The sequence below is a fragment of the Streptomyces venezuelae ATCC 10712 genome (assembly GCF_008639165.1).
In the GTDB taxonomy this organism is placed as follows: Bacteria; Actinomycetota; Actinomycetes; order Streptomycetales; family Streptomycetaceae; genus Streptomyces; species Streptomyces venezuelae.
Genome location: NZ_CP029197.1, coordinates 7,890,176 through 7,916,803 on the forward strand (window position 1 = coordinate 7,890,176; position 26,628 = coordinate 7,916,803).

Consider the following 26,628-nt stretch of genomic DNA (forward strand, 5'->3'; position numbering starts at 1 on the left):
GAACGAACCGGTGGTGCTCAGGTCGGGGACGGGCTGGTCGGGTGCGCCTCGGGGACGGGACGGCGGTGGTGCTCGCGCAGGGCGGCTCGCAGCTCCAGCCACCACACGGCCGAGCTGAGCAGCGTCGCGGCGGCGACCCCCCAGGCCGAGCCGACCGTGCCGGCCACGACCGCCCCGCCCAGACCACCGGCGACGTAGAAGGTGGAGGCGATCAGCTGGCAGCGCAGGCTGCGCCGGGCCGCGGCGAGCGCGCGGAGTCCGGCCGCCGCGCCGGTGCCGAGGCTCGCGCCCGCGACGCCGAGGGTGGCCGGCACGATGAGTTCCGACGCGGCGTGCCAGACACCGCCGAGCACGAGCTCACCGAACCGGTCCGGTACGAGGAGCAGCGCCGCGCCCCAGAGCAGCGCGGCGGCCGCCTGCCCGCCGCCGAGCAGCAGACAGAACACCCGCAGCCGGTGCGGTGCCTGCCGCAGGACCCGCGCCGCCTCCGCGACGGTGACCAGGGACAGACCCATCAGGACGGCGAGGAACGGGCCGAGCAGGAGCTCCGCGCCCCGGACCACGCCGACCGCGCTGACCCCGACGATCGCGCCGAGGCCGTAGGCCCGCAGCTGGCCGGCGCCGCTGACGCCGACGTTCTCGACCAGATACCGGTAGCCGAGGTCGCTCTGCTCGCCCAGCCACGTCCGGGCCCCGGCCGGCCGCGGCCGGATGCCGGACTGCAGGTAGCCGTACCCCGCGGCGACCGCGGCGGACGCACCCCAGGCGAGCACGAACGCGGCGACGCTGCCGACGCGGGCCGCCACCAGCATGGCCGGGACGAGGGCGACGCCCATCACCAGGTCGTTGAGGAACGCCTTGCGCCCGGCGCCCGCCGCGAAGAACGAGAACCGCCAGGCGTCCTGGAGGAGCAGCCCCGGCAGCACCACGCCGAGGCCGGCGAAGGCCGTGCCCACGGAGCCGCCGAGCACCGGTCCGAGCGCCAGACACACCACGCCGACGGCGGCGCCGACGCCGAGCGCGGTGCCCGAGGACCGGGCCACCGCGCCCCGCCAGGCCGCCTCGGGCACCCCGCTGAAGCGCACCATGAGCGGGTCGGTGGACAGCCCCCGGGAGACGCTGAGCACCACGCCGTACGTCACCCAGGCCAGGCTGAACACCCCGAACGCGGCCAGCCCGAGCGAGCGGGCCACATAGATCCCGACCATGAAGTTGGTCGCGCTGGAGGCCGCCTGGTCGGCGAGCCCCCAGGACAGCCGTCCGGCCATGGCGCGCCGCGCGGCCGGCCGGGCGGGTCCGGCCGGGTCCGCGGGCGCCGTCGTCCTCTCCTTCCCGGTGCTCATCGGCTCATGCCTTGATCAGCCCGGCCTCGCACAGGGCGTCGGCGGCGGCCGCGACCGTGTCGAACGGCAGCCCGGACCGCTCGGCGACGTCGAGCAGACCGTGCTCGCCGTCGGAGAGGCTGAGCACCCAGAGCATGGCCATCTGCGCCTGTTTCGCGTCGCTGCGGCCGCCGAGCGAGTCGTACAACCCCCGCCGTCCCAGCTGCGGTTCGCCGTAGGGGCTGAGGTTGACGTACTTCCTGTTCCGGTCCAGTACGGCGAACGCCTCGCGGCAGACGGCGAGCGTGTCCGCCATCGCCTCCGGGGAGACGAAGTCCGGGTTGTCCGCCGAGGTGTGGTACTCGGGGTACCCGGCGTACGGGGTCCGGCTGAGCGAGCCCACGCCGAGGTCGAACCCGGGCGAGCAGTACTGCCGCTCGTCGTAGCCGTACGGCGTGAACTCGGTGACGTGGTGCGGGCGTTCGGAGGCGGCGAGGACGTGCCGCAGCACCCGGTCGATCTCCGCGTCGCCGCGCCTGCTCTGCTTGTACGTCAGCCGGCCCGAGTCGCCCGCGCAGGCCAGCACCAGCCCGTGCTTGACCTGCTCGATCCGCTCGGCGTTGCGGGCCAGCCAGGTGATCGCCCCGATGGTGCCCGGCGCGTAGATGAACCGGTAGGTGTAGTACGGCGTCTCCTCGGCCAGTGCCCTGGCCAGGAACGTCGCCACCGCGATGCCGGCCAGGTTGTCGTTGGCCAGCGACGGATGGCAGACGTGGCAGGAGACGATCACCTCGTCGGAGACCTGACCGGGGACCACGTGCTCGGCGTAGGTGAGGTGGCCGTCGGCGAGGGTGGAGTCGACGCACACCTCGTACTCGCCGTCCGGCAGCGCGTCCAGGGTCTCCTGGGCCAGGCAGAACCCCCACTCCGGCGTGTAGTAGCTGGTGCGGTACGGCACCCAGCGGGGGTGCTCCGGCAGGGTGTGCAGGTGCTCCCGCAGCTCGGACAGCGGCATGGTCCGTGACACCGGCACGCTGTAGCCGAGCACGTGCAGGCTGGACGCGGCGAAGTCGATCACCCGGTTCCCGGCGGCGTCGGCGACGTACGCGTCCCGGATGTTCCACTCCTGGGGCACCGTCCAGTCGAGCACCTGTGTGCCGGTGGGCACCTCGTGCACCTGGAGCGGAACGTACTCGCCGACGATCTCCAGGGTGGCGCGCACCCCGTCGCCCGTGATGCTCCGGCAGAGCGGGTACAGCCGCTCCACCAGCTCGTGCATGTCCTTTCCGACGGTCACCGGCGCCACCGCAGGGTGTCGTCGACGGCGCCGGACTCCGAGGCCGCGCGCAGCACGGCGAGCCGGGTGAAACGCTGCTCGAAGTCCTCCCGGGTCAGCCCGAACTCGCGGTAGGCGTCGGCGAGTTCGAGAGCCCCGCGCTTCACCGTCCACTCGCAGTCGAAGCCCGGGACCGCGCCGCGGAACCGGGCGAAGTCCACCCGGTACGACCGCGGATCGGCGCCGGTCTCCCCGGTGATCACCACCTTCGAGCCGGCCACCGCCTCGGCGACCTGCCCGGCGATCTCGGCGACCGTGACGTTGTTGACCTCGCTGCCGATGTTGAACGCCCGGTCGTGCACCGCCTCGCGCGGCGCGGTCAGCGCGGCCGTGAAGGCCCGGGCGATGTCGGCGGCGTGCACCAGCGGACGCCAGGGCGTGCCGTCGGACATCACCAGAACCTCGCCGGACAGCAGGGCGTGGCCCACCAGGTTGTTCAGCACGATGTCGGCGCGCAGCCGGGGGGAGTAGCCGAACGCGGTGGCGTTGCGCATGTACACCGGGGTGAAGTCGCCGTCGGCGAGCGCGTGCAGGTCGTCCTCCACCCGGACCTTGGACTCGGCGTACGGGGTCACCGGGCGCAACGGCGCGTCCTCGGAGACCAGTTCGTCACCGCCGGCGGCGCCGTACACCGAGCAGGTCGAGGCGTACAGGAAGCGCCGCACCCCGGCGTCCTTGGCCAGCCGGGCGAGCCGCACGGAGGCGTGGTGGTTGATGTCGTAGGTGAGGTCCGGCGCCAGCGATCCCAGCGGGTCGTTCGACAGCGCGCCCAGGTGGATCACGGCGTCCACCCCGGCCACGTGCTCGGCCGTGACGTCACGCAGGTCCACCCGGTGCCCGGCGGGGTCCGCGGGCGGCGGGCCGAGCACACAGTCGGCGAACAGGCCGGAGTCGAGTCCGACGACCTCGTGCCCGGCGGCGGCGAGGACCGGGGCCATCACGGTGCCCAGGTAGCCCTGGTGTCCGGTCAGCAGTACGCGCAAGGTTCAATCCCCCAGATCGAGAGTGAGTTTGGTGACGGCGAACGCCTCGGCGTACCGCGCGTGGCATTCGATGCCGCGGATGCGTGCCAGACCGAGGAAGGCTTCCCGGTCGTACCAGGGACGGTGCCGCTGCGAGGGGTAGTGCTCCTGCAGCAGCCGCACCTTGTGCTCGGCGATCTCCGGCGTCAGCGGCTGGTACGCCGACGGACGCCCGAGATCGCCGTCCCACTTGACGATCTCGTAGCCGAGCACGAGATGGTCGCGGAACGCGGTGGTCATCAGCTGCGCCAGCCCGCGGTGGTCCTGGTGTGCGTCATCGGTGCGCGGCGCCACGATCACGTCCGGCTCGGACCGCTCGCGCAGCTCCTCGACCGCCGCCTTGGCCTCCTCCCAGTGCGCGGGCAGCCGGCCGTCCGGCAGCTTGAGCACGGTCAGCCGCAGGTCGGCGTCCGGGCAGAAGGCGGCAAGCGCGGCCCGCTCCTCGTCCTCGCGCTCACCGCCGCCGCCGGACAGCACCAGCGCGTCGACCCGGAGACCCGGCCGCGCGCGGCACATCGTCAGGAGCGTGCCGCCGGCGCCGATGGCGATGTCGTCGCAGTGCGCGCCCACCGCGACGACCCGGTCGAGCCGTCCCGCCCCGAGCCGGATCACGCGCGCACCCCGGCGTCGTCCCGCTCCCACACGGCCCACGGCCGGTCGCCCCGGACGTAGGCGGCGTCGAGCGCGGCCCGCTCCTTCACGGTGTCGGTCGGCTTCCAGAACCCGCGGTGCTGGTGCGCCACGAGCCGCCCCCGCTTGGCCAGTTGGGCACAGCCGTCGGCGACCAGGTCGCCGTTCTCCGGGATGTGGTCGAAGACCTCCTGGCGGAGCACGAAGTAGCCGCCGTTCTCCCACAGCGGCATGTCGCTCACCGCCGTGATGCCCCCCACCAGACCGTCCTCGCCGAGCTCCACGCAGTGGAACGACGACTGCGGCGGCACCACCATCATCGACGCCCCGGCGTCCCGCCGCGCGAACCGGTCGATCATCTCCGGCAGCGGGGCGTCGGTGAGCACGTCGGCGTAGTTGGCGAGGAACATGTCGTCCCCGTCCAGGTGGTGGCGCACCCGGCGCAGCCGCTCCCCGATCGGGGACTCGATGCCGGTCTGCGCGAACGTGATCGTCCAGTCGGCTATGTCGGTGGACAGCAGCTCGGTCCGCCCGCCCCGCAGCACGAAGTCGTTGGACGTCGTCTCCTCGTAGTTGAGGAAGAAGTTCTTGATGTGGTGGGCCCCGTACCCGAGACACAGGATGAACTCCTTGTGCCCGAAGTACGCGTAGTAGCGCATGACGTGCCAGATCAGCGGCCGCGGACCGACCATCGCCATCGGCTTGGGGATGTCGTCGGAGGCTCCGCTGCGCATCCGCAGTCCGTAACCGCCGCAGAACAGGACGACCTTCATCGCGTGACCTCGACAATGCTCAGTTCCGGGATGGGGAAGACAAGGCGGCCGCCCCACTCGTGCACGAAGGACAGCTGCTCGACCAGTTCGGTCCGCAGGTTCCACGGGAGGACCAGGACGTAGTCCGGCCGGTCCTCGGCGATCCGCTCGGGCGGCAGGATCGGGATGCGGGTGCCGGGGGTGAACCGGCCGTGCTTGTAGGGGTTGCGGTCGACCGTGTACGCGAGCAGGTCGGGCCGGATGCCGCAGTGGTTGAGCAGCGTGTTGCCCTTGCCCGGGGCGCCGTAGCCGACGACGGTCTCGCCGCGCTCGGCCGCCCCGATGAGGAACTTCAGGAGGTCCCGGCGCACCTTGGCCACCCGGGCGGAGAACTCGGTGTAGCCGGACAGCTCCTGGAGCCCGGCGGCCTTCTCCCGGTCGAGGACGTCGGCGACCCGCCGCGTCGGCTCGCCCGCCACCTCGGCGGGCCGGGCCCACAGCCGGATGGACCCGCCGTGGGTGGGCAGCAACTCGACGTCCACGAGCGCGAGTCCGCCGCTCGCGAGCGCCCGGATCGCGGAGGCGACCGTGTAGTACTGGAAGTGCTCGTGGTAGATCGTGTCGTACTGGTTCTCCTCGATGAGGGTCAGCAGGTGCTGCACCTCGATGGAGACCCAGCCGTCGTCGGCGACCAGGGCGCGCAGCCCCCGGGTGAACCCGACGACGTCGGGGATGTGCGCGTACACGTTGTTGGCCACGACCAGGTCCGCCGGGCCGTGTTCGGCACGGACGGCGGAGCCGGTCTCCGGGCCCAGGAACGCGGTGACCGTGGGCACCCCCGCATCGCGCGCCGCCGCGCCGACGTTCACCGACGGCTCGATGCCCAGGCAGCGGATCCCCCGGTCCACCACGTGCCGCAGCAGGTACCCGTCGTTGCTGGCGACCTCGACCACGAAGGCGTCGGGGCCGAGCCCCACCCGCTCCACGGCGTCCGCGACGAACACCCGGGCGTGCTCCACCCAGGAGGTCGAGAACGACGAGAAGTACGCGTACTCGCTGAACGTCTCCTCCGGCGTGATCAGCGGTGGGATCTGCGCGAGCCAGCAGTCGGTGCAGACCCGCAGGTGCAGCGGGTACGCCGGTTCCGGCAGGTCCAGCTGGTCCGCGGCGAGGAAGCTCTCGCACGGCGGGGTCGCCCCGAGATCGACGACGCCGGTCAGCGCCGCCGAACCGCAGAGTCGGCACCTTGTCATCTACTGCCCCCATCCCTGCCCGCGCGGGTCTCCCGGCGCGGGCCAGCGTGTTCGTTCCCTACCGGCGGCGCGGCCTCCCCGCCGCCGGACCGGCCCGCGATCGCGGCCCGGTACCCCTCCACCAGGCGGTCCAGGCCCACGGCCGGGCTGAACCCCTGCTCGTAACGGAGCCGGGCCGCCCGGCCCATCGCCCCGTTGCGGTCCTGATCGCCCGCGATCCGACGGATGCGGGACGCGAGCGAGGAGGCGTCCCCCGGGCGGTGCAGCAGCCCGGTCACCCCGTCCTCGACGAGCTCGACGAACGCCCCGTGACCGGCGGCCACGGACGGCACCCCGGCCGCCATCGCCTCCGCGACCACCAGACCGAAGGTCTCCATGGCCAGCGAAGGAGCCACCACGGCGACCGACCGCGCGACACCCCGCCGGCACTCCTCCGGGTCCCAGAGACCGGCGAGACGCACGTCGTCCCGGCCCGCCGCCCACGCGGTCACCTCCGGCTCCAGCGGCCCCGCCCCGGCGATCACGAGCGGCACACCCACACCGCCGGTCGCCGCGAGCTCGTCCCACGCGGCCATGAGCAGCCGTACGCCCTTGGCCTCCGCGAGCCGGCCGAGGAAGAGCACGTGCTCGCCGGGACCCGTCCGGCGGGTCCCCGGGTCGGGCACGAAGTTGTGCTTCACGGCGAGGCGTTCGGCCGGCATCCCGGACCGCACCAGGATGTCGCGCTGCGCCCCGGAGATGCAGAAGAACCGCTCCACGCCGGACCACCAGCGCCGCCGGTTGACCGCCAGGCTGACCGCGAGCGGAACCGTCGCGAGGCGCGAGTCCCGGTAGCAGCCGTGCCGGACGGCGGGCAGCGACGTCGCCGAGCCGACGCACTCGGTGCACTGCCGGCCGTCGCGGTGCAGCGTGCCGGGCGGGCAGACCTGGGTGTAGTTGTGCAGCGTGGCGACGACGGGCACACCGGCGTCGGCGCAGGCGGCGAGCACCGCGGGGGAGAGCAGCGGGAAGACGTTGTGGACGTGGACCACGTCCGGCCGCTCGGCGCGCAGCCGGGCCGCGAGCTCCGTACGGACCGCCGGGTTCCACGGCACGAGCAGCGGCACCGCGACCTTGCCGAGCAGGGAACGGGCCGCGATGTCGTCGCTGCGCCGCTCGAACACGTCGACCCGGTGGCCGGCCGCCCGCAGCAGCCCCACCTCCTCGTCGACCACCCTGTTCTCCCCGCTCGGCTGCGCCGAGGAGTAGCGGTTGTGCACCACAAGGACATGCATGCTCAGGTCACCTCCTGGCCCATCGGGGGATACGTCGTCGGGGAATCTCGGCCACCGGCAGCGGCGCGGGGGGAGCGGGCGCGACCAGAAGCGAGGCGGCCAGCGCCAGATGCAGCAGGTACGCCGAGGCGTCGCCGAGGCCTACCTCGGTGTACGAGGAGATTGCGCAGTAACTGATCAGGAAGATCGCGCAGGCCCTCGGCAGCGATGGCGGCCGGAGCAGCGCGACGCCGCCGATCACGATGACGAGCGCCGCCACGACGACGACCCCGATCAGGCCCTGCTCGTCGTAGACGGCCAGCCAGCTGTTGTCGATCGGCAGACCGTCGAACGACTTGTCGCCCAGACCCGTGCCGAACACCTTCTCCCCGGTCGACCGGGGCTCCGCGAGCAGGGCGTCCCAGACCTTGGCCCGGCCGGTGAGGTTGGCGAAGTTCTCCTGGCTCTGCCCGCGCAGGAACCACGCCCGCAGCGCCGAGCTGAACGCGACCGCGGCCACCGTGGCGCACAGCACCGCCCACGCGAAGAACCGGCGGGCGGCCGCACTGGTCAGGACGAGCGAGCCGATCGCCAGCACCAGCCCGATGAGCAGGCCGAGCGTGGCCGTCCGGGTGTGCGTCATCGCGAGCAGGACGAGCGACGGCACGACGACCACCGCCGCGCTCCCCGCCGTGGTCCGGCGGCCGAGGACGAGCAGCACGGCGAGCCCGATGACGATCGCGGCGTACTGGCCGATCTGCGGCGGGGTGAGCGGCCACAGCGCGCCCACCAGCCGCCCGCCGTAGTACTCCGGCATCGCCGTGCCCGGGGCGACGGCCAGGCCCGCGGCGACCAGCACGAGCACCGCGAAGTACATCCGGATGTGGTACCTGACGAACGTCAGGCCGCCGTCCCACCAGTGGCTGAGCAGCCACAGCGTGCCGACGAAGACCGCGAGCCGGGTGCACCGGAACAGCGCGCCGAACCCGACGTCCGGCTGCACGCTGGCGATGACGCTCGGCACGAGCAGCAGGGTGAGCAGGAACAGGAAGGCGCTGGCCCGGATGCGCAGCCGGGGGTTGAGCGCGAGCGCCAGCGCGAACGCGGCGACCAGCGCGCCCATGGTGGCCATCTGGATGAGGGACCGGGGGAGTGGGACGACGGTCTTCGCCCCGGCGGACCCGAGGGTGTTGAGACCGAGGAGCGCCCAGACGATCCCGACGGCCTTCGGCGTGCCACCGGGGCCCGGTGCGGCGGCGGGCGGCGCGCCCGCGGCGCCGGAGGTCAGCTCTCCGCCCATCTCAACCACCGGCCCGCGGGCCGAAGGTGCTGCCCTCGTCCTGCCGGTACGGCAGGCCGCGCCACCGCTCCGGGTCGAGCGTCCGGCTCTGGTCGCCGGCGACGAAGCTCCACGGACCGAGGTAGGTGTTGTCGTGCCAGCGGTTCCCCTGCCGGTGGGTGATCGCCTCGGCCACCCGCCGGCCCTTGTACGGCGACCAGTCCGGTGCGGTGCCCTCGTTGGCGAGCACCGCCATCCGGCCGCACTCCGGCCCGCACCCGACGACGGAGGCGTCGAGGACGAAGCGGTTTCCGTGGATGTCCACCCGCTGGGTCCGCCACCGGCAGTCGTCGTAGAGCGGCGCGGAGGCGATCGCCGGCCGCGCGCAGCGGCCGGTGTCCTTCACGAGGAGCGTGCAGTACTCGGTGGAGGTGTTGGCCGGGCTGTTGCAGAACCGGTCGGCGTTCTCCCAGAGGGTGATCCCGTTCCAGTTGTCCTCCAGCACGTTCCCGTAGATCTCGATCCTGTCCGTGCGGGCGGGCACCCGTGGCTCGCCGCCGGCCTCGGAGACGTAGACGGTCGCGTACGGGAAGGTGTCGCCGTCCTTCGCGTACGCACGGCCCTCGACCCAGTTGTTGCGCCGGACCGTGTTGTTCCTGACGACCGCGTTGTAGCTGGTCTCGTACATCAGCGCGGCACCGTCGTTGGCCTCGATGACATTGCCCTCGACGAGGAAGTCGTTGTTGTTGGTGTCCGCCCACAGCCCGGCCCCGCGGTTATCGTGCACCCAGTTGCCGCGGACGTCGGCGCCGTCGACGGCCCAGAACTTGATGCCGCCGGTGCAGCCGCAGCCCGGCTGCCGCCGCTCCCAGTCGTCGGTGTTGTTGCCCACGATCTCGTTGCCCTCGACCAGCAGGCCGCGGATGGAGTCACCGGTCTTGTACGCGTTCATCCCGTACTGGCCGTTGCGGCGCAGGCAGCTGGCGCGCAGCCGCTGGCGGGCACCGGCCATCAGCCCCGCGCCGGAGTTGTCCTGGACGGTGGTGTGCTCGATCACCCACCCGTCGGCCATGTCGTGGTTGACCACGCCCTCGTCGCGCGGTGCGACGAACCGCTGCACCGTCAGATGGCGGATCGTGACGTCGCGGGCGGCCCCGCCGAACGCGTACTGGTTGACCTTCTCCCCGTCGAGCACCGCGCCCGGCGCGCCGAGATAGCGGTTCCCCTCCTTGGGCACGACCTGCGCGTACGGGTCCGGCTCCAGCCGGTGCCTGCCCGGCCGGAGCCAGAACGTGGTGCGCGGGGGACTGCTCTCGGTCTTCGCCGCCAGGTCACCGACCACCGACGGATCGACCGTCACCGCGCCCGCCGGCGCCTTCGCCGGACCCGCCACGGCCCGGTCGCACACCCGGGCCACGGGCGTGACCGGCGCGCCGGACCCACCGGACGCGCCGGACCCGGACGCGCCGGACCCACCGGCCGAGGCGGACGTGCCCGCAGCGGACGGCGCACCCGACGGCCCCGCCGGGGCGTCCGGCGCACCCGTACAGCCGGTCGCCACCAGCAGTGCCACCGCCGGCGGAGCCACCGCCCAGGCCCCGAACCTCCCCCTGATCCCCACGCGCCCGCCCTACCCGTGGAACCCGAGCACGGTGGTGAACCCGGCCGCGCCGGCGGCGAAACCGGTGCCGACCAGCGTCGTGGCGGGCTCCTTGCGGCCGAACCCGGGGGAGTACCAGCCAAGCGGCGGGCGGGTCTCGCCCCGGTGCGCACGCCAGGACAGCTCCGCGGGCAGGTCGAGCACCGCGGAGCGGTCCTCGCCGTCCCTGCTCCAGGTGAGCACCGCCCGGTTCCCCGTCAGGTCCGCCGAGACCGCCGGACCGAGGTGGAACGCCAGCCGGACCGCCCCCTGATCGCCGCGCACCTCGTCCACCACCCGTAACTCCCGGCTCCCGGAGTCCAGTTCCACCCGACGGCGGTGCACGACGCGCTGGTAGCCGTCGTGCTCGGCGCACCAGCGGGACGTCCCCCCGTCGGCGTCACCGGAGGCCTCCGCGACCAGGACGCGGGTGCGGGCCTGCCGGGTCCACAGGAACGGCCCCCCGGAGACGGACTGGTCACCGCCGTCCCACTGCAGGGTGTTGTGGCCCAGCGTCGACCGGAAGTACTGCCGCCACTCGGGCTGCCCGTGGTAGCAGAACGTCCCCGGGTCGGCGAGCACGTCGACCCCGTCGTGCCGGACCTCCACGGACAGCGCGTCCGCGTGCGCGTGCGCGGCGATGGAGAGGAACCCGTGCGGGCCCCCGTCGCAACGGCACCAGATCTCCCCGGGACCGCGAAGGATGGTCATGCCCGCGTCGGCGAAGTGAGCCGGCCGGGTGGCCGGCCGCTTCGCGTCCGGCACGGCGCCGCCCTTCCCGTACGGCCGGACGAGCGAGGCGAGCAGCGGGGTGCGCACATCGGTGCCGGTCACCGCCGGCCACCAGTCGAGCCGGCCGAACACCGCCTCCCCGGTGGCAAGCAGCGAACCCCAGCGGTCGGTGCCCGTGCCGTCCACGACCAGACCGTGCCCGTCGTCCGCGTCCCCCTGGCGCGGCGGCCGCAGCCGGCCGTCCACGATCGCCGCGAGCGCGTCGGTCATCCGCAGCAGGACGAGCCGCACCGACGGCGGGACGGCCACCCCGGCGGCGTCCGCCTCCGCGACCGCGGCGAGACCCAGCTCAAGGACCAGTCCGTGGTACTCGGTGGCCAGCTCGCGGTTGAGCCCGGAGCCGAAGGTGTTGCTCCGCAGGTGCCGCTCGAGGGACCGCATCGCGTCGGCCCGCCAGCGCGCCGAGGACGGGAACCAGCCGAACGCGCAGGCCGCGGCGAACTGCCCGGCCGCCTCCGCGATGACGTGGTTGTTCGCCGAGGACCCCCGGCTGGGGAAGGCGGCAAGCCAGCGCTGGTGGTACCAGATCTGCTTCAGCGCCACCGGGTTCTCCTCGAACAGACCGGGCGCGCCCGGCCAGCCGTCGAGCAGCCTGCGCACCCACACCCAGGACAGCAGCCGGATGCCCAGCTCGATGCCGCTGACCCAGTGCACGCCGCGCAGCGGCGCGTTGGCCGCCCACCACAGCCGCAGGTGCTTGGCGACCCGCTCGGCGTACCGCTCGTCCCCGGTGACCGCGTAGGCGGCCGCGAGCACGGTGAGGTACTGGTGCCGGGACAGCTCCCAGATCTGCTTGACGTCCCCGACCGCCTCCTCGTTCCGGTACGGCACGTCGAAGGCGTACCCCCACGGGGCCCGGCGCCCGGTCTTCGGGTCGTACCACCAGTCCGGGTCGGCCAGGTCGTCGCGGTCCACCCCGAAGTACTCGGCGTGCCCGGCCATCAGCCGGTCCGCTTCGGCCACGAGCCGCTTCACGGCGTCCGCCGGCAGCCCGGCGACCGTCCCGGCGGGCAGCACCGCCGTGAACCGCGCGCCGGTCACCCAGGGGCAGTCCGGCAGCTCCGACCGCCACCGCCGCCTGCGCACCGCGTCGCCCACCCGGCCGCCGACCTCCGCCGGCCCCATCGCGGACAACCGCCGCAGGTACCAGCCCGCGCTCATGGTCACAGGGCCCTCGCCAGCGTCACCGGCGCGCCACCGGCCAGCGCGGTCCGCACGGCGAGGGTGGCCGCCGTGGTCGCGACCAGCGACTCCAGCGGCACCGGCATCGGGCCGCCGGTCCGCACGGCCTTGACGAACGCGGCCAGCTCGGCGTTCTGCCCCTTGTTCCGGGCCTGCGGCAGCCGTGAGCTGACCCACCGCCTGCCGCCGTGGACCGAGGCGCGGACGAAGTCGTCGAGCCGCAGCACCCTGCCGTCCGCGATGAGGTCCAGCGTCTCCTTGGGGTAGCCGGCCGGGCCGGTGGTGACGTAGCTGATGGTCGCGGTGGACCCGTCCGGGTAGCGCAGCACGACCTGCAGGTCGTCGTTGCCGGCCGGGGCGGTCGCGTACACCGAGACCGGGTCGGCACCGAGCAGCCAGCTCGCCGTGTCGATGAAGTGGCCGCCCTCGCCGGCGAACCGCGATCCCTCGGTGCCCTGCTGCAGGTACCAGCTGCCGTGCTGGAGCCGGCCCGCGTTCACCAGGTAGCGCAGGCTCGCCGGACCGGTCCGGGGGCCGAACCTCGACCTCGCCTCCTGGAGCAGCGGCGCGAACCGCCGGTTGAAGCCGACCTGCAGCCGGTCGTTGCCGGACTCCTCCACCGCGGCGAGGACACCGGCCAGCTCGTCCTCGGTGAGCGCGAGCGGCTTCTCCACGAACACCGTCTTGCCGGCGAGGAGCGCCTTGCGGGTCAGTTCGGCGTGCGAGCTGTGCCGGGTCACGACGAACACCGCGTCGACGGACGGATCCCCGAGCACGGCGTCGAGATCGGTCGTCGCCGAGGCGAAGCCGAACTTCCGCCGCGCGTTGGCCGCCGACAGCGCCGTCGTGGTGACGACCGTGGACAGCTCGACGCCCTCGCGCCGCGCCAGGTGCGGCAGCAGCATCGACGTCGCGTAGTTCCCCGCGCCGACGAACGCGAGGCGCACCGGCGCCGCCGCGGACCGGGCCGGGACGGACGCGCCGCCGCCGCGCCGCACCGCGGGCACGGCGACCTCCGGGCGGACCTCGGCGTCCTGAGCCCGCTCCGGATAGCGGAACAGCACGGCCACGGCCTTCAGATCGCCGTCCTTCAGACGCCGGTACGTCTCCACGGCGTCGTCGAAGTCGGCGACGTGGGACACCAGGGGGTCCACGTCGACGCGGCCCCGGGCCATGAGATCCAGGAAGCACGCGAGGTTGCGCCGCTCGGTCCAGCGCACATAGCCGATCGGATAGTCACGCCCCTCCAGTTCGTACTCCGGGTCGTAGCGCCCCGGGCCGTAACTGCGCGAGAACCGGACGTCCAGCTCCTTCTCGTAGTACGCGTTCCACGGCAGGTCCAGCCGGCACTTGCCGATGTCGACGACCCGGCCGCGGTCCCGGCAGAGCCGGGCGGCCAGCTCGACCGGCTGGTTGCTGCCACCGCCGGCGGCCAGGTACACCTGGTCCACGCCGTGGCCGTCGGTGAGTTCGGCGACGGCGGCCTCCACCGCCGACGACGCGGGATCGCCGCAGGCCGCGGCGCCCAGCCGCTCGGCGAGCGCGCAGCGCTCCGGATCGGGATCGACGCCGACGACACGGACCCCTGAGGCGGTCAGGAGCTGCGCCACCAGCTGCCCGATCAGCCCGAGGCCGATGACCAGCGCCACCTCGCCGAGCTGCGGCTCGCCCTGCCGGACGCCCTGCATCGCGATCGAGCCGACGGTGCCGAAGGCCGCGTGGCGGGGCGCGAGACCGTCCGGCACCCGGGCGTAGAGGTTCTTCGGCACCCAGTTCAGCTCGGCGTGCAGCGCGTGCTCGTTGCCCGCGCAGGCCACCAGGTCGCCGACCTTGACGTCGTCGATCCCGGGCCCGACCTGCTCGACCACCCCGCACAGCGAGTAGCCGAGGGGCGTGTAGGAGTCCAGCTTGCCCATCACCTTCTGGTAGGTGGCGGACATCCCGTTGGTGGCCACGCTCTGCATGACCTTGGCCACCTGGTCCGGGCGGGAGCGGGCCTTGCCCAGCATCGACATGCCGGCCTCGGACACCTTCATGAGCTCGGTCCCGGTGGATATCAGCGAGTAGGCGGTCCTGACCAGGACCCCGCCCGGCTTGCATCCCGGCACCGGCACGTCGAGGACCGCCAGCTCGCCGCTCTTGTAGTTCTGTACGACCTGCTTCACCCGAAGTCCCCTTGTTCCTCTGCTGTTCAGTGCGCGTTCCGGCCGGACCCGGAGGTCACGCCGCGATACCAGTACTCGAGGGTCAGCACATGCCACAGGTGCTTGGAGAAGTCCCGCTGCCCGGCGGCGTCCTCGGCGACCATGCGCGCCAGCGCGTCACGGCGCAGGAACCCGGAACGCACCAGGACGCCGTCGTGCACCACCTCCCGCACCAGCGGCGCCAGATCCCGGCTCATCCAGGCCCGCAGCGGGGCGCTGAACAGCCCCTTGGGCCGGTACACGATCTCCCGGGGCAGGATCGAGGTGGCCGCCTCCTTCAGGACGGCCTTGCCCTGCCGCCCGACGATCTTGCGGTCGCCGGGCACGGCGAACGCCGCCCTGACCACCTCGACGTCCACGTACGGCACCCGTACCTCGGTCGACGCGGCCATGCTCGACCGGTCCGTGTACGCGAGGTTCAGACCCGGCAGGAACATCCGGGCGTCACCCAGGCACATGCGGTTGACGAAGTCGTCGAGGTCGTTGTCCTCGTAGACGTCCGCGTGCTCGGTCAGCACGTCCCCGACCGTCCCGGCCAGGTCCGGGTCGACCAGGGCCAGCAGCTCGTCCCGGTCGTACATGGTGTAGCTGCGCCGGAACGCGGTCTCCTCCGGAAGGTCGGCGAAGGAGAGGAACCGCTTCGCGAAGCGCACCGACCGGTACCCCCGGCGGGCCGACGCGACCGGCAGCCGGTCCACCGCCGCCGACAGACCGCGCCGCAGCGGCCGCGGCACCCGCTGGTAGCGCAGCGCGAGCAGGTTGGCCAGGTGCTTGCGGTACCCGGCGAACAGCTCGTCGGCGCCCATCCCCGACAGCATCACCTTGACCCCGGCCTCCCGCGCCGCCTGGCAGATCAGGAAGGTGTTGATCGCCGCCGGGTCGCCGATCGGCTCGTCCAGGTGGTACGTCATCTGCGGCAGCAGGTCGAGGACGTTCGGCGCGATCTCGATCTCGTGCAGGTCCACGCCGAACCGCTCGGCCACCTGACGGGCGTACCGCAGATCGTCCGGCATCGCCTCGAACCTGGCGTCCTCGGCCCGGAACCCGATCGTGTAGGCGGAGATCCCGGGCCGGTCGCGGGCCGCGAGCGCGGTCAGATAGCTGGAGTCGAGACCACCGGACAGGAACGTCGCCACGGGCACGTCGGAGAGCAGATGGCGCCGGGTCGACTCCTCGACCACGGCGGCGACATCCGGCAGCTCACCGCTCCGCGCCCGGTCCCGCCCCTCGGCGGCCACCTCCCGGAGGTTCCAGAACCGCCCGCGCTCCACCCCGCCGTCGGGCCGGCACCTCAGCCAGGTGCCCGGCGGCAGCTTCTCCGCCCCGCGGAGCGCGCACCGCGAGTCCGGCACCCAGTAGTAGAGGAGCGAGGCCACCAGCGCCGCGTGGTCCACCTCGACGGTGCCGCCGGTGGTCGCCGCGAGCGCCTTGAGCTCGGAGGCGAACACCAGGCCCTCACCGCGCCGCAGCAGGAACAGCGGCTTGATGCCCAGCTGGTCACGGGCGAGCACCAGCTCACCGGTGCGCTCGTCGAAGACCCCGAAGGCGAACATGCCGCGCAGCCGGGGCAGACAGTCCGTGCCCCAGCGCCGCCAGGCCTCCAGGAGCACCTCGGTGTCGGAGGTGCCCCGGAAGCGCACCCCCGCGGCCGCCAGTTCGGCGCGCAGCTCGGGCGCGTTGTACAGCTCGCCGTTGTACGTCAGGACGAGGCCGTCCCGGACCATCGGCTGGGCGCCGGTCTCGGACAGGTCGATGATGGACAGCCGTCGGTGCCCGAGGTGCACCTCGACGTCACCGGCGCGGTGGTCGTACCGGCCCGCCGCGTCCGGGCCCCGGTGGGCGAGGATGTCGGTGAGCCGGTCGGTCACCGCCTTCCCGTCCGGCCACCGGTACGTGCCCGCGATGCCACACATGTCCTACCGCCCGTCCTGGTCGATGTCCGGGATCCGTGTCGTCCACATCGGCACCCGCTCCGTCCCCCGCCGCCCGTCCACCGCCGGAACGCCGTGGGAGGCACCCCCGCCGTTGCGCCGGGGCGGCCTCTCGCCCCGGCCGCGCGGCACCGCCTGCGCCACGTCCCACAGCGTGCCGTCGGTCCGGTCGCGTGGATCGGGGTCGATCAGCACCACGCCGATCACCGCGATCCGCTGGTCGGCGAGCTGCCGCGCCACGGTGTGCAGCCAGGCCGCGCTGCCGTGGCCGGCACGGACCACGAGCACCGTCCGGGTGCCGAGGTGGTGGAGGTCGGTCCACGCCGTACCGGGCGCCACCGACCCGACGCCGAGCCTGCGCTCCTGGTACGGGACGGCCGCGGCGGCGTCCCCGCCGAGCACGGTCGGATCACCCGGCCTCGGCCGGCGGCCGGCGAGCCGGCCGCCGGGGAGACCGTCGACGATCGTCACGGGGCCCTCGTCCGCCAGCGCTCCGGCGAGGTCCAGGGCGATCGTGGTCGTGCTCTGCTCACTGCCCAGCTCCAGCAGCGACAGTGGTTCGGCGGAGCCGCGCACCGTGCGGGCCAGGGACGAGGCGAGCCGCGCCCGGGCCGCCCGGGTCCTTCGGCGCCGCCACAACCCGCCCTTGCCGTGCGGCAGTTCGGCGATGACCGAGGCGCCGAGGTGGGCCGCGATGTCCCGGCGCAGCACGGGCCGGTCCGCCACCACCGCGCCGACCGCGGCCACCGCGAGCCCCAGCGCGAGCCCGAGGGCGAGACCGACCCCGCCGTTGGTGGCGGCGGCCTTCGGCAGCGAGTGCCGCACCACGCGCGGGGCGTCCACGATCTGGGTGCGGGCGACGAGGTGCGGCGTGCCGATGCGCGCCTCGGCGGCGCGCTGGCCGAAGTCGGAGATCTGCGAGGTGAGTTCGGCCCGGCGGGCGAAGAGCGACTCCATGTTCGCCGAGGTCTTCGGGCCGTTCGCCGACGACCCCTCCCCGATCGCCCGGTTGACCTCGGCGAGATCGTCCCGCAGCCGGTCGCGCTGGTCGAGCAGGGCCTTGGCCTCGGCGTCCGCCGCTTCCCTTATCCGCCGCACGTGGTCCGCGACGAACGCGTCGGCGAGCGCCTTGGCGCGGGCCACCGCCTCCGCGTCGCTGTCACCCGTCACATCGATCTGCAGCAGGTTGTTGGTCAAGCCGACGCCCTCGTACTCCTTCATGAAGTCCTCCGGTTTCTCCGGGGACTTGAGCGATCGCAGGGCGCTGCCGGCGATCCGGGTGGTGTGCAGCAGCGCGGCGTCGGTGCGGATCAGCGTTCCGGGGTCGTTCGGCTGGTCCTCCTGATGGGCGACCAGCACCTTGGTCACCGCGGTCGGCGGCGGTGGCATCAGGACCGCCATCGCCGTGCCGCCGACCAGACCGAGTGCCGCCATGGCGGACCAGAGGCGGCGCCGTCTCCGTACCGCCACCACCAGCGACTGCAGGTCGAGCAGCGGAGCGGCGCCCTGCGGCTCCGGCGTCGTGCGCGTCGTCACCCGTTGCCTCCCGGCGCGTCGTCGCCCACCGCGAGGGCCGGCGCGGCGCGGTCGTCCGCGTCGACCGCCGGTGACGTCCGCTCGTCCGCGGTGGACGTCCGCGACCCGCGGTCCTCCGCGCCCGGCGTCGGCGACGTGTCCTCCGTGCCGAGCATCGGTGACGTGCGGCCGCCCGCCGCGAGCGTCTGCGGCTCCGTCTCGTCGGCCGTGAGCCGTGCCGGGGCGGACCGTCGCGCGCGGCCGGCCGTGCGGGCCGGACGCGTCCAGACCGTGCCGGCCAGGACGACGCCGACGACCTCGTGCCGGGCGTCGGCACACGCCTCGGCGATCCCCGCGAGCTCCCCGGCGGTCCAGCTGCCCGCGCTCAGCACGACCACGGCTCCGGACTCGTCGTCGGGGTCCGGAACCATCGGCCGGGACACCGACACCTCCACCACCCGCAGCGAGCGCCGGCCCCCGCTCGCCGAAGCCGGGGAAGGCGCGGTCGCAGCCTCGGCGACCAGCCGGTCGGCGGCCCGGCGGGCGACCGCGTCGCCCTCCGGCACCACGACCAACACCACATGCGACGGCGGCAGTTGGTCCCGGAGGCGGGCGTACACCCGCCGGTAGCGGATCTGCCTGCTGGCCTCGTCGCCGGAGCTCTGCGGCGCCGGGATGTCCCACCGTACGTCGAGGCCGAGCAGCCGGCGGACCAGCGCCCGGGCGCCACGGCCCTCGGTCCGCTGCGCGGAGCCCTGCGCGGGCACGTCGACGGTGCCGAGCAGCATCGCGCCGAGCGCGGCCGTGATCTCCGGCTCGGTGCGCAGCCGACGGCTCACCCGCGCGGCCGCTAGATGACCGAGGACCGCGAGCACGAACGCCAGCAGCGCCCCGCCGGCGACGAGCTGGGTCCTCGTCGGCGGTGCCTCGCCGGTCGGCCGGGCCGCCGGGCCGAGGACGACCATGCTCGCCCGTCCGGCGGCCGGCTCGGCCTTGTCCAGCTTGTCCAGCGCCTCCTGCAGCGCGGTCCGCAGCTTCGCGAGCTCGGTGCGGGTCTGCACGCTCTCCACGCTCTTCCCCGACCCCGCCCCGTCGGCCAGCTCGGTGATGCGGCGGCTGGTCTGCTCCACCAGCTTCCGCAGTGCCTCCGGCTGCCCGGCCGCCTCGGGGTCGGCGCCGTCGCCCGAGATCTGCGCGGCGAAGGTCACGAACTCCTCGGCCACCTGGTCGGCCAGGCGCTGCGCGCGGGCCGGGGTGTCGGCGGTGGCCGAGATCTTGATGATGTTCCCGTCCGCGGCCTTGGCGGTCAGCTGCTCCCGCAGCTCCTCGCCGCTGACGCCGTGCCAGCCCAGCGCGGCGGCCGTGCGGTCCACCACCACCGACGTGGTCGCGATCTCCGCCTGGGTCAGCAGCTCGCGCTCCTCCCACGCCCCCGGCAGCAGCACCGACGCCGACGTCGTGTAGCGCGGCGGCAGCAGCAGGGAGGTGCCGTAGCCGACGAGCGCGCCCACCACGACGAGGAGGACGAGCAGCCGTCGGCGCCGACGGACGATCCGCCCGATCGTGACCAGGCGTATGGTGTCATCGCTCAACGGCGCGGCCTTCTCCCCGTCCGGACCGGACGGCTCACCGCCACGGGAGTGTGGTCTCGGACGGCAGCGGCGTACGCGGCGAGCAGCGACCGCTGCGAGTGCCGCCAGGACAGCTCCCCGCCGATCCGCTCCTGCCCGATCTTGCCCATCCGGGCGCGCTCCTCCGGATCGTCGAGCAGCCCCGCGACGAGCCCGGCGAACGCCGTCTCGTCGTTGGCCGGCGCGTACACGGCGGCGTCACCGGCGGAGACGCGCGCCTCCCGGAGGTCGAACGAGACGATCGGCCGCCCCATGACCATGTACTCCAGGACCTTGTTCATGGTCGACACGTCGTTGAGCGGATTGCGCGGGTCGGGGGAGAGGCACACGTCCGCGGTGGACAGGTAGCGCGCCAGGTCGGCGTCCGGGACGCGCCCGGTGAACTGCACCTGGTCCGAGAGCCCGAGCCGCCCGGACAGCTCGACCATCGCGTCGAAGGCGTCGCCGGCGCCGACGAACACCGCGTGCCAGTCGGTACGCCCGTACTCGTCGCGCAGCTTCGCGAGCGCCCGCAGGGCGTAGTCGACGCCGTCCTGCGGCCCCATGACGCCGAGGTAGCACAGCAGATGGGGCTTGCCGCGCTTCAACTCCGGTTCGGGCGGCACCGGGTGGAAGCGGTCGATGTCGGGTGCGCTGCGGACCACGAACACGTCCTCGGGCCGCAGCCCCCCACGGCGCAGTGCGACGTCCCGATAGCTCTCGTTCGTGGCGAGCACGACGTCCGCGGCCCGGTACGTCCGCCGTTCGAGCGCGCACACCGCGCGGTAGAGCAGGTCCTCGCCGCGGTCGAACCGGGACAGGTACAGCTCGGGCACCAGGTCGTGCTGGTCGAAGACGAACCGCGACCCGCGCCGCTTCATCCACAGCGCCGGCAGGAACAGCAGGTCCGGCGGGTTGCAGGCGTGGACCACGTCCACCGGGCCGACCCGGCGGGCCAGCCGGACCGTGTGCCACAGCGCCGAGCCGTACTCCCGCAGATAGCCGGCCGGCCCGCCGGTGGCCGCGCGCAGCGGATAGCGGTGGATCCGCACCCCGTCGATCACCGCCTCCGCCTCCGTGTCCCGCTTCTCCCCGCGGGGGCAGACGACGTGCACCTCCCAGCCCGCGTCGCGCAGCGTCGTGCACTCCTGCCACACCCGCCGGTCGAACGGCACCGACAGGTTCTCCACCAGGATCAGCGCGCGCCGGACCGGCCCGGCACCACCGGATGTGTCGTCGAACGATGTGTCACCAGGCAAGGCCCACGTACCCCGGTTCGGCCCGCCGCGCTTCGGCGTCGGGAAGGTGGATGAGATCGACGATCACCGTGCCGTCGCCATGGGGGAGCGCCGAGAGGACGGCCGGGTCCCTCGTCCCGACCAGGCATACCTCGGCATGGTCGAGCACCTCGTCGACGGACTCCGCGAGCAGCTGCGCGAGGTGCGGCAGCCGGGTCTCGATGTACTCGCGGTTCGCGCCGAGCAGCCGCGACAGGTTCACGTTGGGGTCGTAGATCCGCAGGTCGTACCCCTTGCCGAAGAGCCGCTCCGCCAGCTCGACGAGCGGACTCTCGCGGAGGTCGTCCGTGCCGGGCTTGAACGAGAGACCGAACAGCCCCACCCGGCGCCTCCCGGTGCGCTCGACCAGTTCCACCGCACGCTGCAGGTGGTCGGCGTTGGAGGGGAGCACATGGGAGAGGATCGGCACCGAGACGTCGGCCCGCTGCGCCGCGTGCACCAGACTGCGCAGGTCCTTGGGCAGGCAGGAGCCACCGAAGGCGAAGCCCGGCCGCAGATAGGCGGGGCTGATGTTCAGCTTGCGGTCGGCCAGGAACACGTCGATCACCTGGTGCGAGTCCACCCCGAGCGCCCGGCACACCGCGCCCAGCTCGTTCGCGAAGCCGATCTTCAGGCCGTGGAAGGCGTTGTCCGCGTACTTGATGGCCTCGGCCGTCGGGATCGGCACCCGGAACACCTCGCCGGGCACCTCGTCGTACAGCGCCGCCACCACGTCGCCGCTCGCCGGGTCGAGCTCGCCGATGACGGTCTTGGGCGGATCGAAGAAGTCCCGCACGCTGGTGCCCTCGCGCAGGAACTCCGGGTTGACCGCCACCCCGAAGTCCACCCCCGCCGTGCCGCCGGCGTGCTTCTCCAGGATCGGCACCAGCAGGTTCAGACAGGTGCCCGGGAGCATGGTGCTGCGGAACACGACGGTCTGCCGACCGCCCCGCTCGGCCACCGCGGCACCGATCTCCTCGGTGACCCGCTCCAAGTACGTCGTGCACAGGCTGCCGTTGGGCTCCGACGGCGTACCCACACAGATCAGCGACACCTCGCTGTCCATGATCGCCTCACGGACGTCGGTCGTGGCGCGCAACGACCCGGCGCGCACGACCTCCGCTATGAGCTCCCCGATCCGCTCCTCGACCAGCGGGGCCTTGCCGTCGTTGACCAGGTCGACCTTCACCTGGTTGACGTCCACCCCGATGACCTCGTGACCGAGGCTCGCCAGGCACGCGGCCGACACACAGCCCACGTAGCCGAGTCCGAAGACGCTGACCCTCATGACCCGCTCCTCCCCCCGGGCAGGCCCTTGTGGCCTGCCGTCCACGAGCCGACCTGACGACGCCCCCCGCGCATCAGTAGGCCCCCTGCCCATAGAGCACCGCACGCAGCGTCTTCCACAGGATCACCGCGTCCAGCGCGAGCGACCAGTCCTCCACGTACCGCAGGTCGAGCCGGACGGCCTCCTCCCACGGCAGGTCGCTGCGTCCGCTGATCTGCCACAACCCGGTGAGCCCGGGCTTGACGAGCAGCCGCCGCCGGATGTCGGGGCCGTACGCGGCGGACTCCTCCGGCAGCGGAGGCCGCGGGCCGACCAGCGACATCGAGCCGGTGAGCACGTTGAACAGCTGCGGCAGCTCGTCGAGCGAGTACCGGCGCAGCACCGTGCCGACCCGGGTCACCCGCGGGTCCCGGCGGAGCTTGAACAGCAGTCCGGCGCCCTCGTTGCGGTCGGCCAGCGCGGCCCGCGCCGCGTCGGCCCCGACGACCATCGTGCGGAACTTGAAGATGGTGAACTCGCGGCCGTCCTTGCCGACCCGGCGCTGGCGGTAGACCGCCCCGCCCCGGCTGTCCGCCACCACGAGCAGCGCGACGAGGACCATCAGCGGCGCGAACAGCACCAGCAGCACCGCCGCGCCCAGCCGGTCGACGACCTCCTTGACCGCCCGGTGTGCGCCGGTGAAGGTCGGCATGCTGACCCGCAGCAGCGGTATCCCGAGCACCGCGTCGACGTGCAGCCGCGGTCCTGCCACCTCCATGAGCACCGGGGCCACGACCATCTCGGCATCGCTGCCTTCGAGGTTCCAGGCCAGCCGCTGCAGCCGGTCCGGTGACCAGTGCGGGTCCGGGGTGACCGCGACGACCCGGTAGCCGTGGTGCCGGACATGGCCCGCGACGTCGGCCAGCCGGCCGACGACCGGCACGCCGTCCACGTGGTCCTCGCCGAGCCCGGGACTGTCCGCCGTGCACACCGCCTCCACCCGCCAGCCGAGGTGCGGGAACTTGCGGGTGCGGGTGATCAGGTCGCGCACGGTGGCCGGGCTCCCGGCGGCGAGCACCGGGCGCAGACACCGCCCCTCTTTGCGCTGCTTGTGCAGCCAGAGCCGGAGCAGATACCGCTCGGTCATCGTGACGAGCGCGATCACCGGTATCGCGACGAAGATCCACAGTTTGATGTTGCGCGAGGTGAGGGCGATCCCGACCAGCGCCAGGACCACCGCCGCCGTGCACAGGGACCGGCCGAGCCGGCGGAACTCCTCGGCGCCCTGGCCGAGTACGGCCGGGGACCACGCTCGGCTCACCGCGAGCGCGGCGAGCACCAGGAGCTCGGTGGCGAAGGCGAGGATCCGCCACTTCTCGTGCCAGTTGGCCGCGTCCCGGCCGCCGAAGAAGCCGCCTATGGCCGCCACGACGAAGGCGGTGGCCACGGTGTCGCTGGTGATCACGGCACGGCGGTAGCGCTGCTCCCAGTCGATGGTCGTCCGGCCGAACGCCCCGTTCTCCAGGCGCCCGCGCGCCGATGGAAACGGGCTGACTAACTCCCCCTGTTGCACGGACCCCCCCAGGGCCTCAGTGGGCTCGACGTGTTGGCTCCACACGGTTCCTCCCCCCGGGGAGCCCCCGCCCCCCGCGCCGCTCCTCCCCTCGGGAGGCCCCCGCCTCCCGCGCCGCGCTGTTCCTCGCTCAGGGAGCCCCCGCTCACCCCGCGATGACGTACCGGTTGTTGCGGCGCTCCATACCTGACCGAAAGATCATGGTTTGTCGCCTGGTGTCCGAGCTGTGAAGCATGGTCAATCTAGAGCATCGGGGCCCGCCTGAAGAGGGGATGTATGCAATTTGTGCTGAACGTTTGAAGGCGGCTCCACGGGCCGTCGACCGACCGGGACCGTCGTGCCGCCGGGCATGTGCCGCGTGACCTGTGACGACGGTGTTTCCAGGCGTCGAGAAAGCCCGTGAGACGGCGTCGTTCCGACACCCGGGGAAGGTCAGGCTTGGCTTGTTCTTTAGCCTCGCGCGCCGGAGGCGCGCGCCGCTCACACCACCAACGCCCCGGCTGTCGGGGGGCGTTGGTATACGGAACAGGGGGAGGTACGGCTAACCGTACCTCCCCCCGCACTCCCGGTGGTTCCGGTTACGCGGCGCCCTCCGCGAGCTCGTCCTCCTCGAAGGACGCGTCCTGCGCCATGCCGCCGAGGAAGCCCTGCATCAGCTCGTCCAGGTGCAGTTCGGTCGCTCCGGCCGGGGCCGTGGGCCGGGTGCCCGCGCTCATCTTGAGGGCAAGACCGAACTTCTTGACCTTCGCGCTCTCCGCGAGCTTGGCGAGGTCGACGTACACCTCGGTCAGCTCACCGTTCTTGAGCGTGAAGTCGGCCGACACGTCGGTCTCGGGGGCGTCCTTGAGGTCCTCGTCCGACGGCAGGTCCATGCCCGGCGGCAGGTCCTTGGTGAGCGGACGGATCTCACCGAACAGCTCCGTGATCAGCGAGCGGAACGGCGCCGTGGCGGTGATGTGCTCGGTGCCGTCCTCGCCCCCGGCCGTCTTGAACTCGACCTTGCGGGCGATGACCCCGCGCAGCGCGTCCAGAAGCTTCTTCTGCGTCTTGGCGTCCAGCGTGGGCTCGGGCGACGGCGCGGCGGCGCCGGGCTCCTGCCCCAGCCCCTGGCCGGCCTTCTCCATCTCCTCGGTGCTGAACTTCACCCACTCGCCGTCCAGCATCTTCTTGAGGCCCTTGGCCTCCGGCGGCAACTGGTCGGCGGGCGGCATCGGCATGCCGATCGCCTTGCTGAGGGCCTGGACGTCGGAGCGGATGTACGTGTAGTCGCCGACGACCCGGTACTCGGCGAGGTCGCCGTCGGTGGTGCTGACCTTCATGGCCATGCCGAGGAAGTCCTTCTCCTCGGAGTCCACGATCGGCTTGCCCGACTCGACCGTCACGCTGATCTTCGCGTTGCTGAGGAGCTTCGCCGCCTCGTCGGGGATCTCCTCACCGGGCTCCGGGTCCGACTCGGCGTCCAGCTGCTTGAGGGTCGCGGCGTCGACGTCCAGGTCCAGCTCGAACGAGAGCGACTTCTCCTTGCCCAGCTTCTCGAAGGCCTGGTCCAGCTTCTTTCCCGCGGACACCTGCTCCACCGTGCCGCAGGCGGCCGAGCCGGCGAGGACGGCACCGACGACGGCGGTGGCGGCGAGGGTCTTGCGTATGGCGGTGATGATGATCTCCTTGTGTGTACGGTCACCGGCGTGACCGATCAGGAGACCACCGAGGGTCCCGCATGGTTGCCCTGCCGCCCCCGACGAATTCGTCACCTCCCGCAGGGCCCGCCGCTGCCGGTCCTACGGCGTGAGCCAGCCGCGCAGCACTCTGCTCACGGCGGGCATGGCCACGTACGTCATGAGCACGTTGAACACGCAGGCGATGACCGCGCTGCTCAGCAGAAGGGGGAGTCCGGTCAGCCGTGGTACGAGGAAGAGGCTGCCCAGGACCGAGATCGGGTAGATCGCCAGGGTCGCGCTGATCGCCATCTTCCACCGGGGCGGTGCGGGCCGCGTCGAGCCCGGCTTGGCGAACCAGGTCTCCATGCCGGTCAGCGTGCGGCGGGCGATCTCCGTGTGGTGGTGCCCTTCGCAGCCGGCGAACCAGGCTGCCCGCTCGGGGGACTCCTGCCAGGCCCGGCACGCCGCCTCGTCCCGGAAGCGGTGGACGAGGAACCAGGGCGCGTCACCGCCTGAGGAACGGAAGAGTCCGTATCCGAGGTGTCCGGGGAAGGCGGCCGCGCTCTCCAGGATGCCCCTGGCCCACCGCTCGAAGGCGGCTTCGTAGCCGGGCTCCACCCGACGGGCTATCAGGAGCGTCACCTCGCCCGTGTCGGCGGGGACGGTGGTGTGCTCAAGGCTGACCGCGGTCACAGGAACTCCAGATGATCTCACCGCGCCCGGCCGTACTCTACGCGCTGCCGGCCGCGGGCGGCGTGCTGCGCGTGCCACCGCCTTCGTCCCGGGTCGCCGCGCGGGTGACGGGAGCGGTCACGATGAGTCAACTCGGTGACGGTCGGTCAGCGCGGTGACGGTGAGTCAACCCGATGACGGTGAGTCAGCACGGTGGCCGGACGGCGAAGCCCGCGCCCGCCCGGTCGTGTGGTCGACCCGCGTGACACGTGCCTAAGCTGGTCAGGGGGACGCGGCCGCAGGCGACGGGAGCAGGAGCCATGGGCGGCAGGCAGAACCACATCACCTTCGCGACGCCCACCGCGGCCTCGCCCTTCCGGGCCCTCGGTCCCGCGGAGGCCCCTTGACGAACCCCACCACCCTCGGCGCCGCCCCGGCCGGCCGACGGCCGTGCCCGTCGA

General features: G+C 73.0%; 19 protein-coding genes. All 19 read right to left on the reverse strand.

Annotated features, from left to right (window positions below; genetic code table 11):
• Window positions 1-17: 17 nt before the first annotated feature.
• Complete coding sequence (locus DEJ43_RS35920) at window positions 18-1,343, reverse strand: MATE family efflux transporter (protein WP_015038365.1); 1,326 nt, start codon at window positions 1,341-1,343, stop codon at window positions 18-20.
• A 4-nt stretch (window positions 1,344-1,347) separates the two neighbouring features.
• Entirely contained in the window at window positions 1,348-2,628 is a 1,281-nt protein-coding gene (locus DEJ43_RS35925) for a DUF4910 domain-containing protein (protein ID WP_041663273.1), read from the reverse strand.
• Complete coding sequence (locus DEJ43_RS35930) at window positions 2,616-3,641, reverse strand: NAD-dependent epimerase/dehydratase family protein (protein ID WP_041663274.1); 1,026 nt, start codon at window positions 3,639-3,641, stop codon at window positions 2,616-2,618. The genes DEJ43_RS35925 and DEJ43_RS35930 overlap by 13 nt, the downstream gene beginning before the upstream one ends.
• Before the next feature lie 3 nt (window positions 3,642-3,644).
• The gene (locus tag DEJ43_RS35935; protein ID WP_015038368.1) at window positions 3,645-4,292 is read right to left on the reverse strand and encodes a PIG-L deacetylase family protein; all 648 of its coding nucleotides are present in this window, start codon (window positions 4,290-4,292) and stop codon (window positions 3,645-3,647) included.
• Window positions 4,289-5,083, reverse strand: a complete 795-nt coding sequence (locus tag DEJ43_RS35940) for a glycosyltransferase family protein (protein WP_015038369.1) — start codon at window positions 5,081-5,083, stop codon at window positions 4,289-4,291. The genes DEJ43_RS35935 and DEJ43_RS35940 overlap by 4 nt, the downstream gene beginning before the upstream one ends.
• A complete protein-coding gene (locus tag DEJ43_RS35945; protein WP_015038370.1) occupies window positions 5,080-6,315 on the reverse strand; it encodes a class I SAM-dependent methyltransferase in 1,236 nt (411 codons plus the stop codon). Before DEJ43_RS35945 ends, DEJ43_RS35940 begins: the two co-directional genes overlap by 4 nt.
• Window positions 6,312-7,589 (reverse strand): glycosyltransferase family 4 protein, encoded by a 1,278-nt coding sequence (locus DEJ43_RS35950; protein ID WP_015038371.1) that lies wholly within the window; start codon window positions 7,587-7,589, stop codon window positions 6,312-6,314. Before DEJ43_RS35950 ends, DEJ43_RS35945 begins: the two co-directional genes overlap by 4 nt.
• 7 nt (window positions 7,590-7,596) lie before the next feature.
• Window positions 7,597-8,868 carry a membrane protein gene (locus tag DEJ43_RS35955; RefSeq protein ID WP_015038372.1) on the reverse strand — a complete coding sequence of 424 codons (1,272 nt, stop codon included), beginning with the start codon at window positions 8,866-8,868 and terminating at the stop codon, window positions 7,597-7,599.
• Between the two features lies 1 nt (window position 8,869).
• Entirely contained in the window at window positions 8,870-10,468 is a 1,599-nt protein-coding gene (locus DEJ43_RS35960; protein ID WP_015038373.1) for a right-handed parallel beta-helix repeat-containing protein, read from the reverse strand.
• Window positions 10,469-10,477: 9 nt separating this feature from the next.
• Window positions 10,478-12,439, reverse strand: coding sequence for an alginate lyase family protein (locus DEJ43_RS35965; protein WP_202490858.1), 1,962 nt, complete (start codon window positions 12,437-12,439; stop codon window positions 10,478-10,480).
• A 2-nt stretch (window positions 12,440-12,441) separates the two neighbouring features.
• Entirely contained in the window at window positions 12,442-14,625 is a 2,184-nt protein-coding gene (locus tag DEJ43_RS35970) for a bi-domain-containing oxidoreductase (RefSeq protein WP_015038375.1), read from the reverse strand.
• A 26-nt stretch (window positions 14,626-14,651) separates the two neighbouring features.
• Entirely contained in the window at window positions 14,652-16,577 is a 1,926-nt protein-coding gene (gene asnB, locus DEJ43_RS35975; protein WP_015038376.1) for an asparagine synthase (glutamine-hydrolyzing), read from the reverse strand.
• A gap of 3 nt (window positions 16,578-16,580) precedes the next feature.
• Window positions 16,581-18,131 carry a Wzz/FepE/Etk N-terminal domain-containing protein gene (locus tag DEJ43_RS35980; RefSeq protein WP_015038377.1) on the reverse strand — a complete coding sequence of 517 codons (1,551 nt, stop codon included), beginning with the start codon at window positions 18,129-18,131 and terminating at the stop codon, window positions 16,581-16,583.
• A complete protein-coding gene (locus DEJ43_RS35985) occupies window positions 18,128-19,702 on the reverse strand; it encodes a Wzz/FepE/Etk N-terminal domain-containing protein (protein WP_015038378.1) in 1,575 nt (524 codons plus the stop codon). Before DEJ43_RS35985 ends, DEJ43_RS35980 begins: the two co-directional genes overlap by 4 nt.
• The gene (locus DEJ43_RS35990; protein WP_015038379.1) at window positions 19,699-20,979 is read right to left on the reverse strand and encodes a glycosyltransferase family 4 protein; all 1,281 of its coding nucleotides are present in this window, start codon (window positions 20,977-20,979) and stop codon (window positions 19,699-19,701) included. Before DEJ43_RS35990 ends, DEJ43_RS35985 begins: the two co-directional genes overlap by 4 nt.
• A complete protein-coding gene (locus DEJ43_RS35995) occupies window positions 20,969-22,285 on the reverse strand; it encodes a nucleotide sugar dehydrogenase (RefSeq protein WP_015038380.1) in 1,317 nt (438 codons plus the stop codon). Before DEJ43_RS35995 ends, DEJ43_RS35990 begins: the two co-directional genes overlap by 11 nt.
• A 73-nt stretch (window positions 22,286-22,358) precedes the next feature.
• The gene (locus DEJ43_RS36000) at window positions 22,359-23,837 is read right to left on the reverse strand and encodes a sugar transferase (RefSeq protein WP_041663276.1); all 1,479 of its coding nucleotides are present in this window, start codon (window positions 23,835-23,837) and stop codon (window positions 22,359-22,361) included.
• Window positions 23,838-24,415: 578 nt separating this feature from the next.
• Entirely contained in the window at window positions 24,416-25,588 is a 1,173-nt protein-coding gene (locus DEJ43_RS36005; RefSeq protein ID WP_015038382.1) for a hypothetical protein, read from the reverse strand.
• A 27-nt stretch (window positions 25,589-25,615) separates the two neighbouring features.
• The gene (locus DEJ43_RS36010) at window positions 25,616-26,188 is read right to left on the reverse strand and encodes an antibiotic biosynthesis monooxygenase (RefSeq protein ID WP_015038383.1); all 573 of its coding nucleotides are present in this window, start codon (window positions 26,186-26,188) and stop codon (window positions 25,616-25,618) included.
• Between the last annotated feature and the right edge of the window lie 440 nt (window positions 26,189-26,628).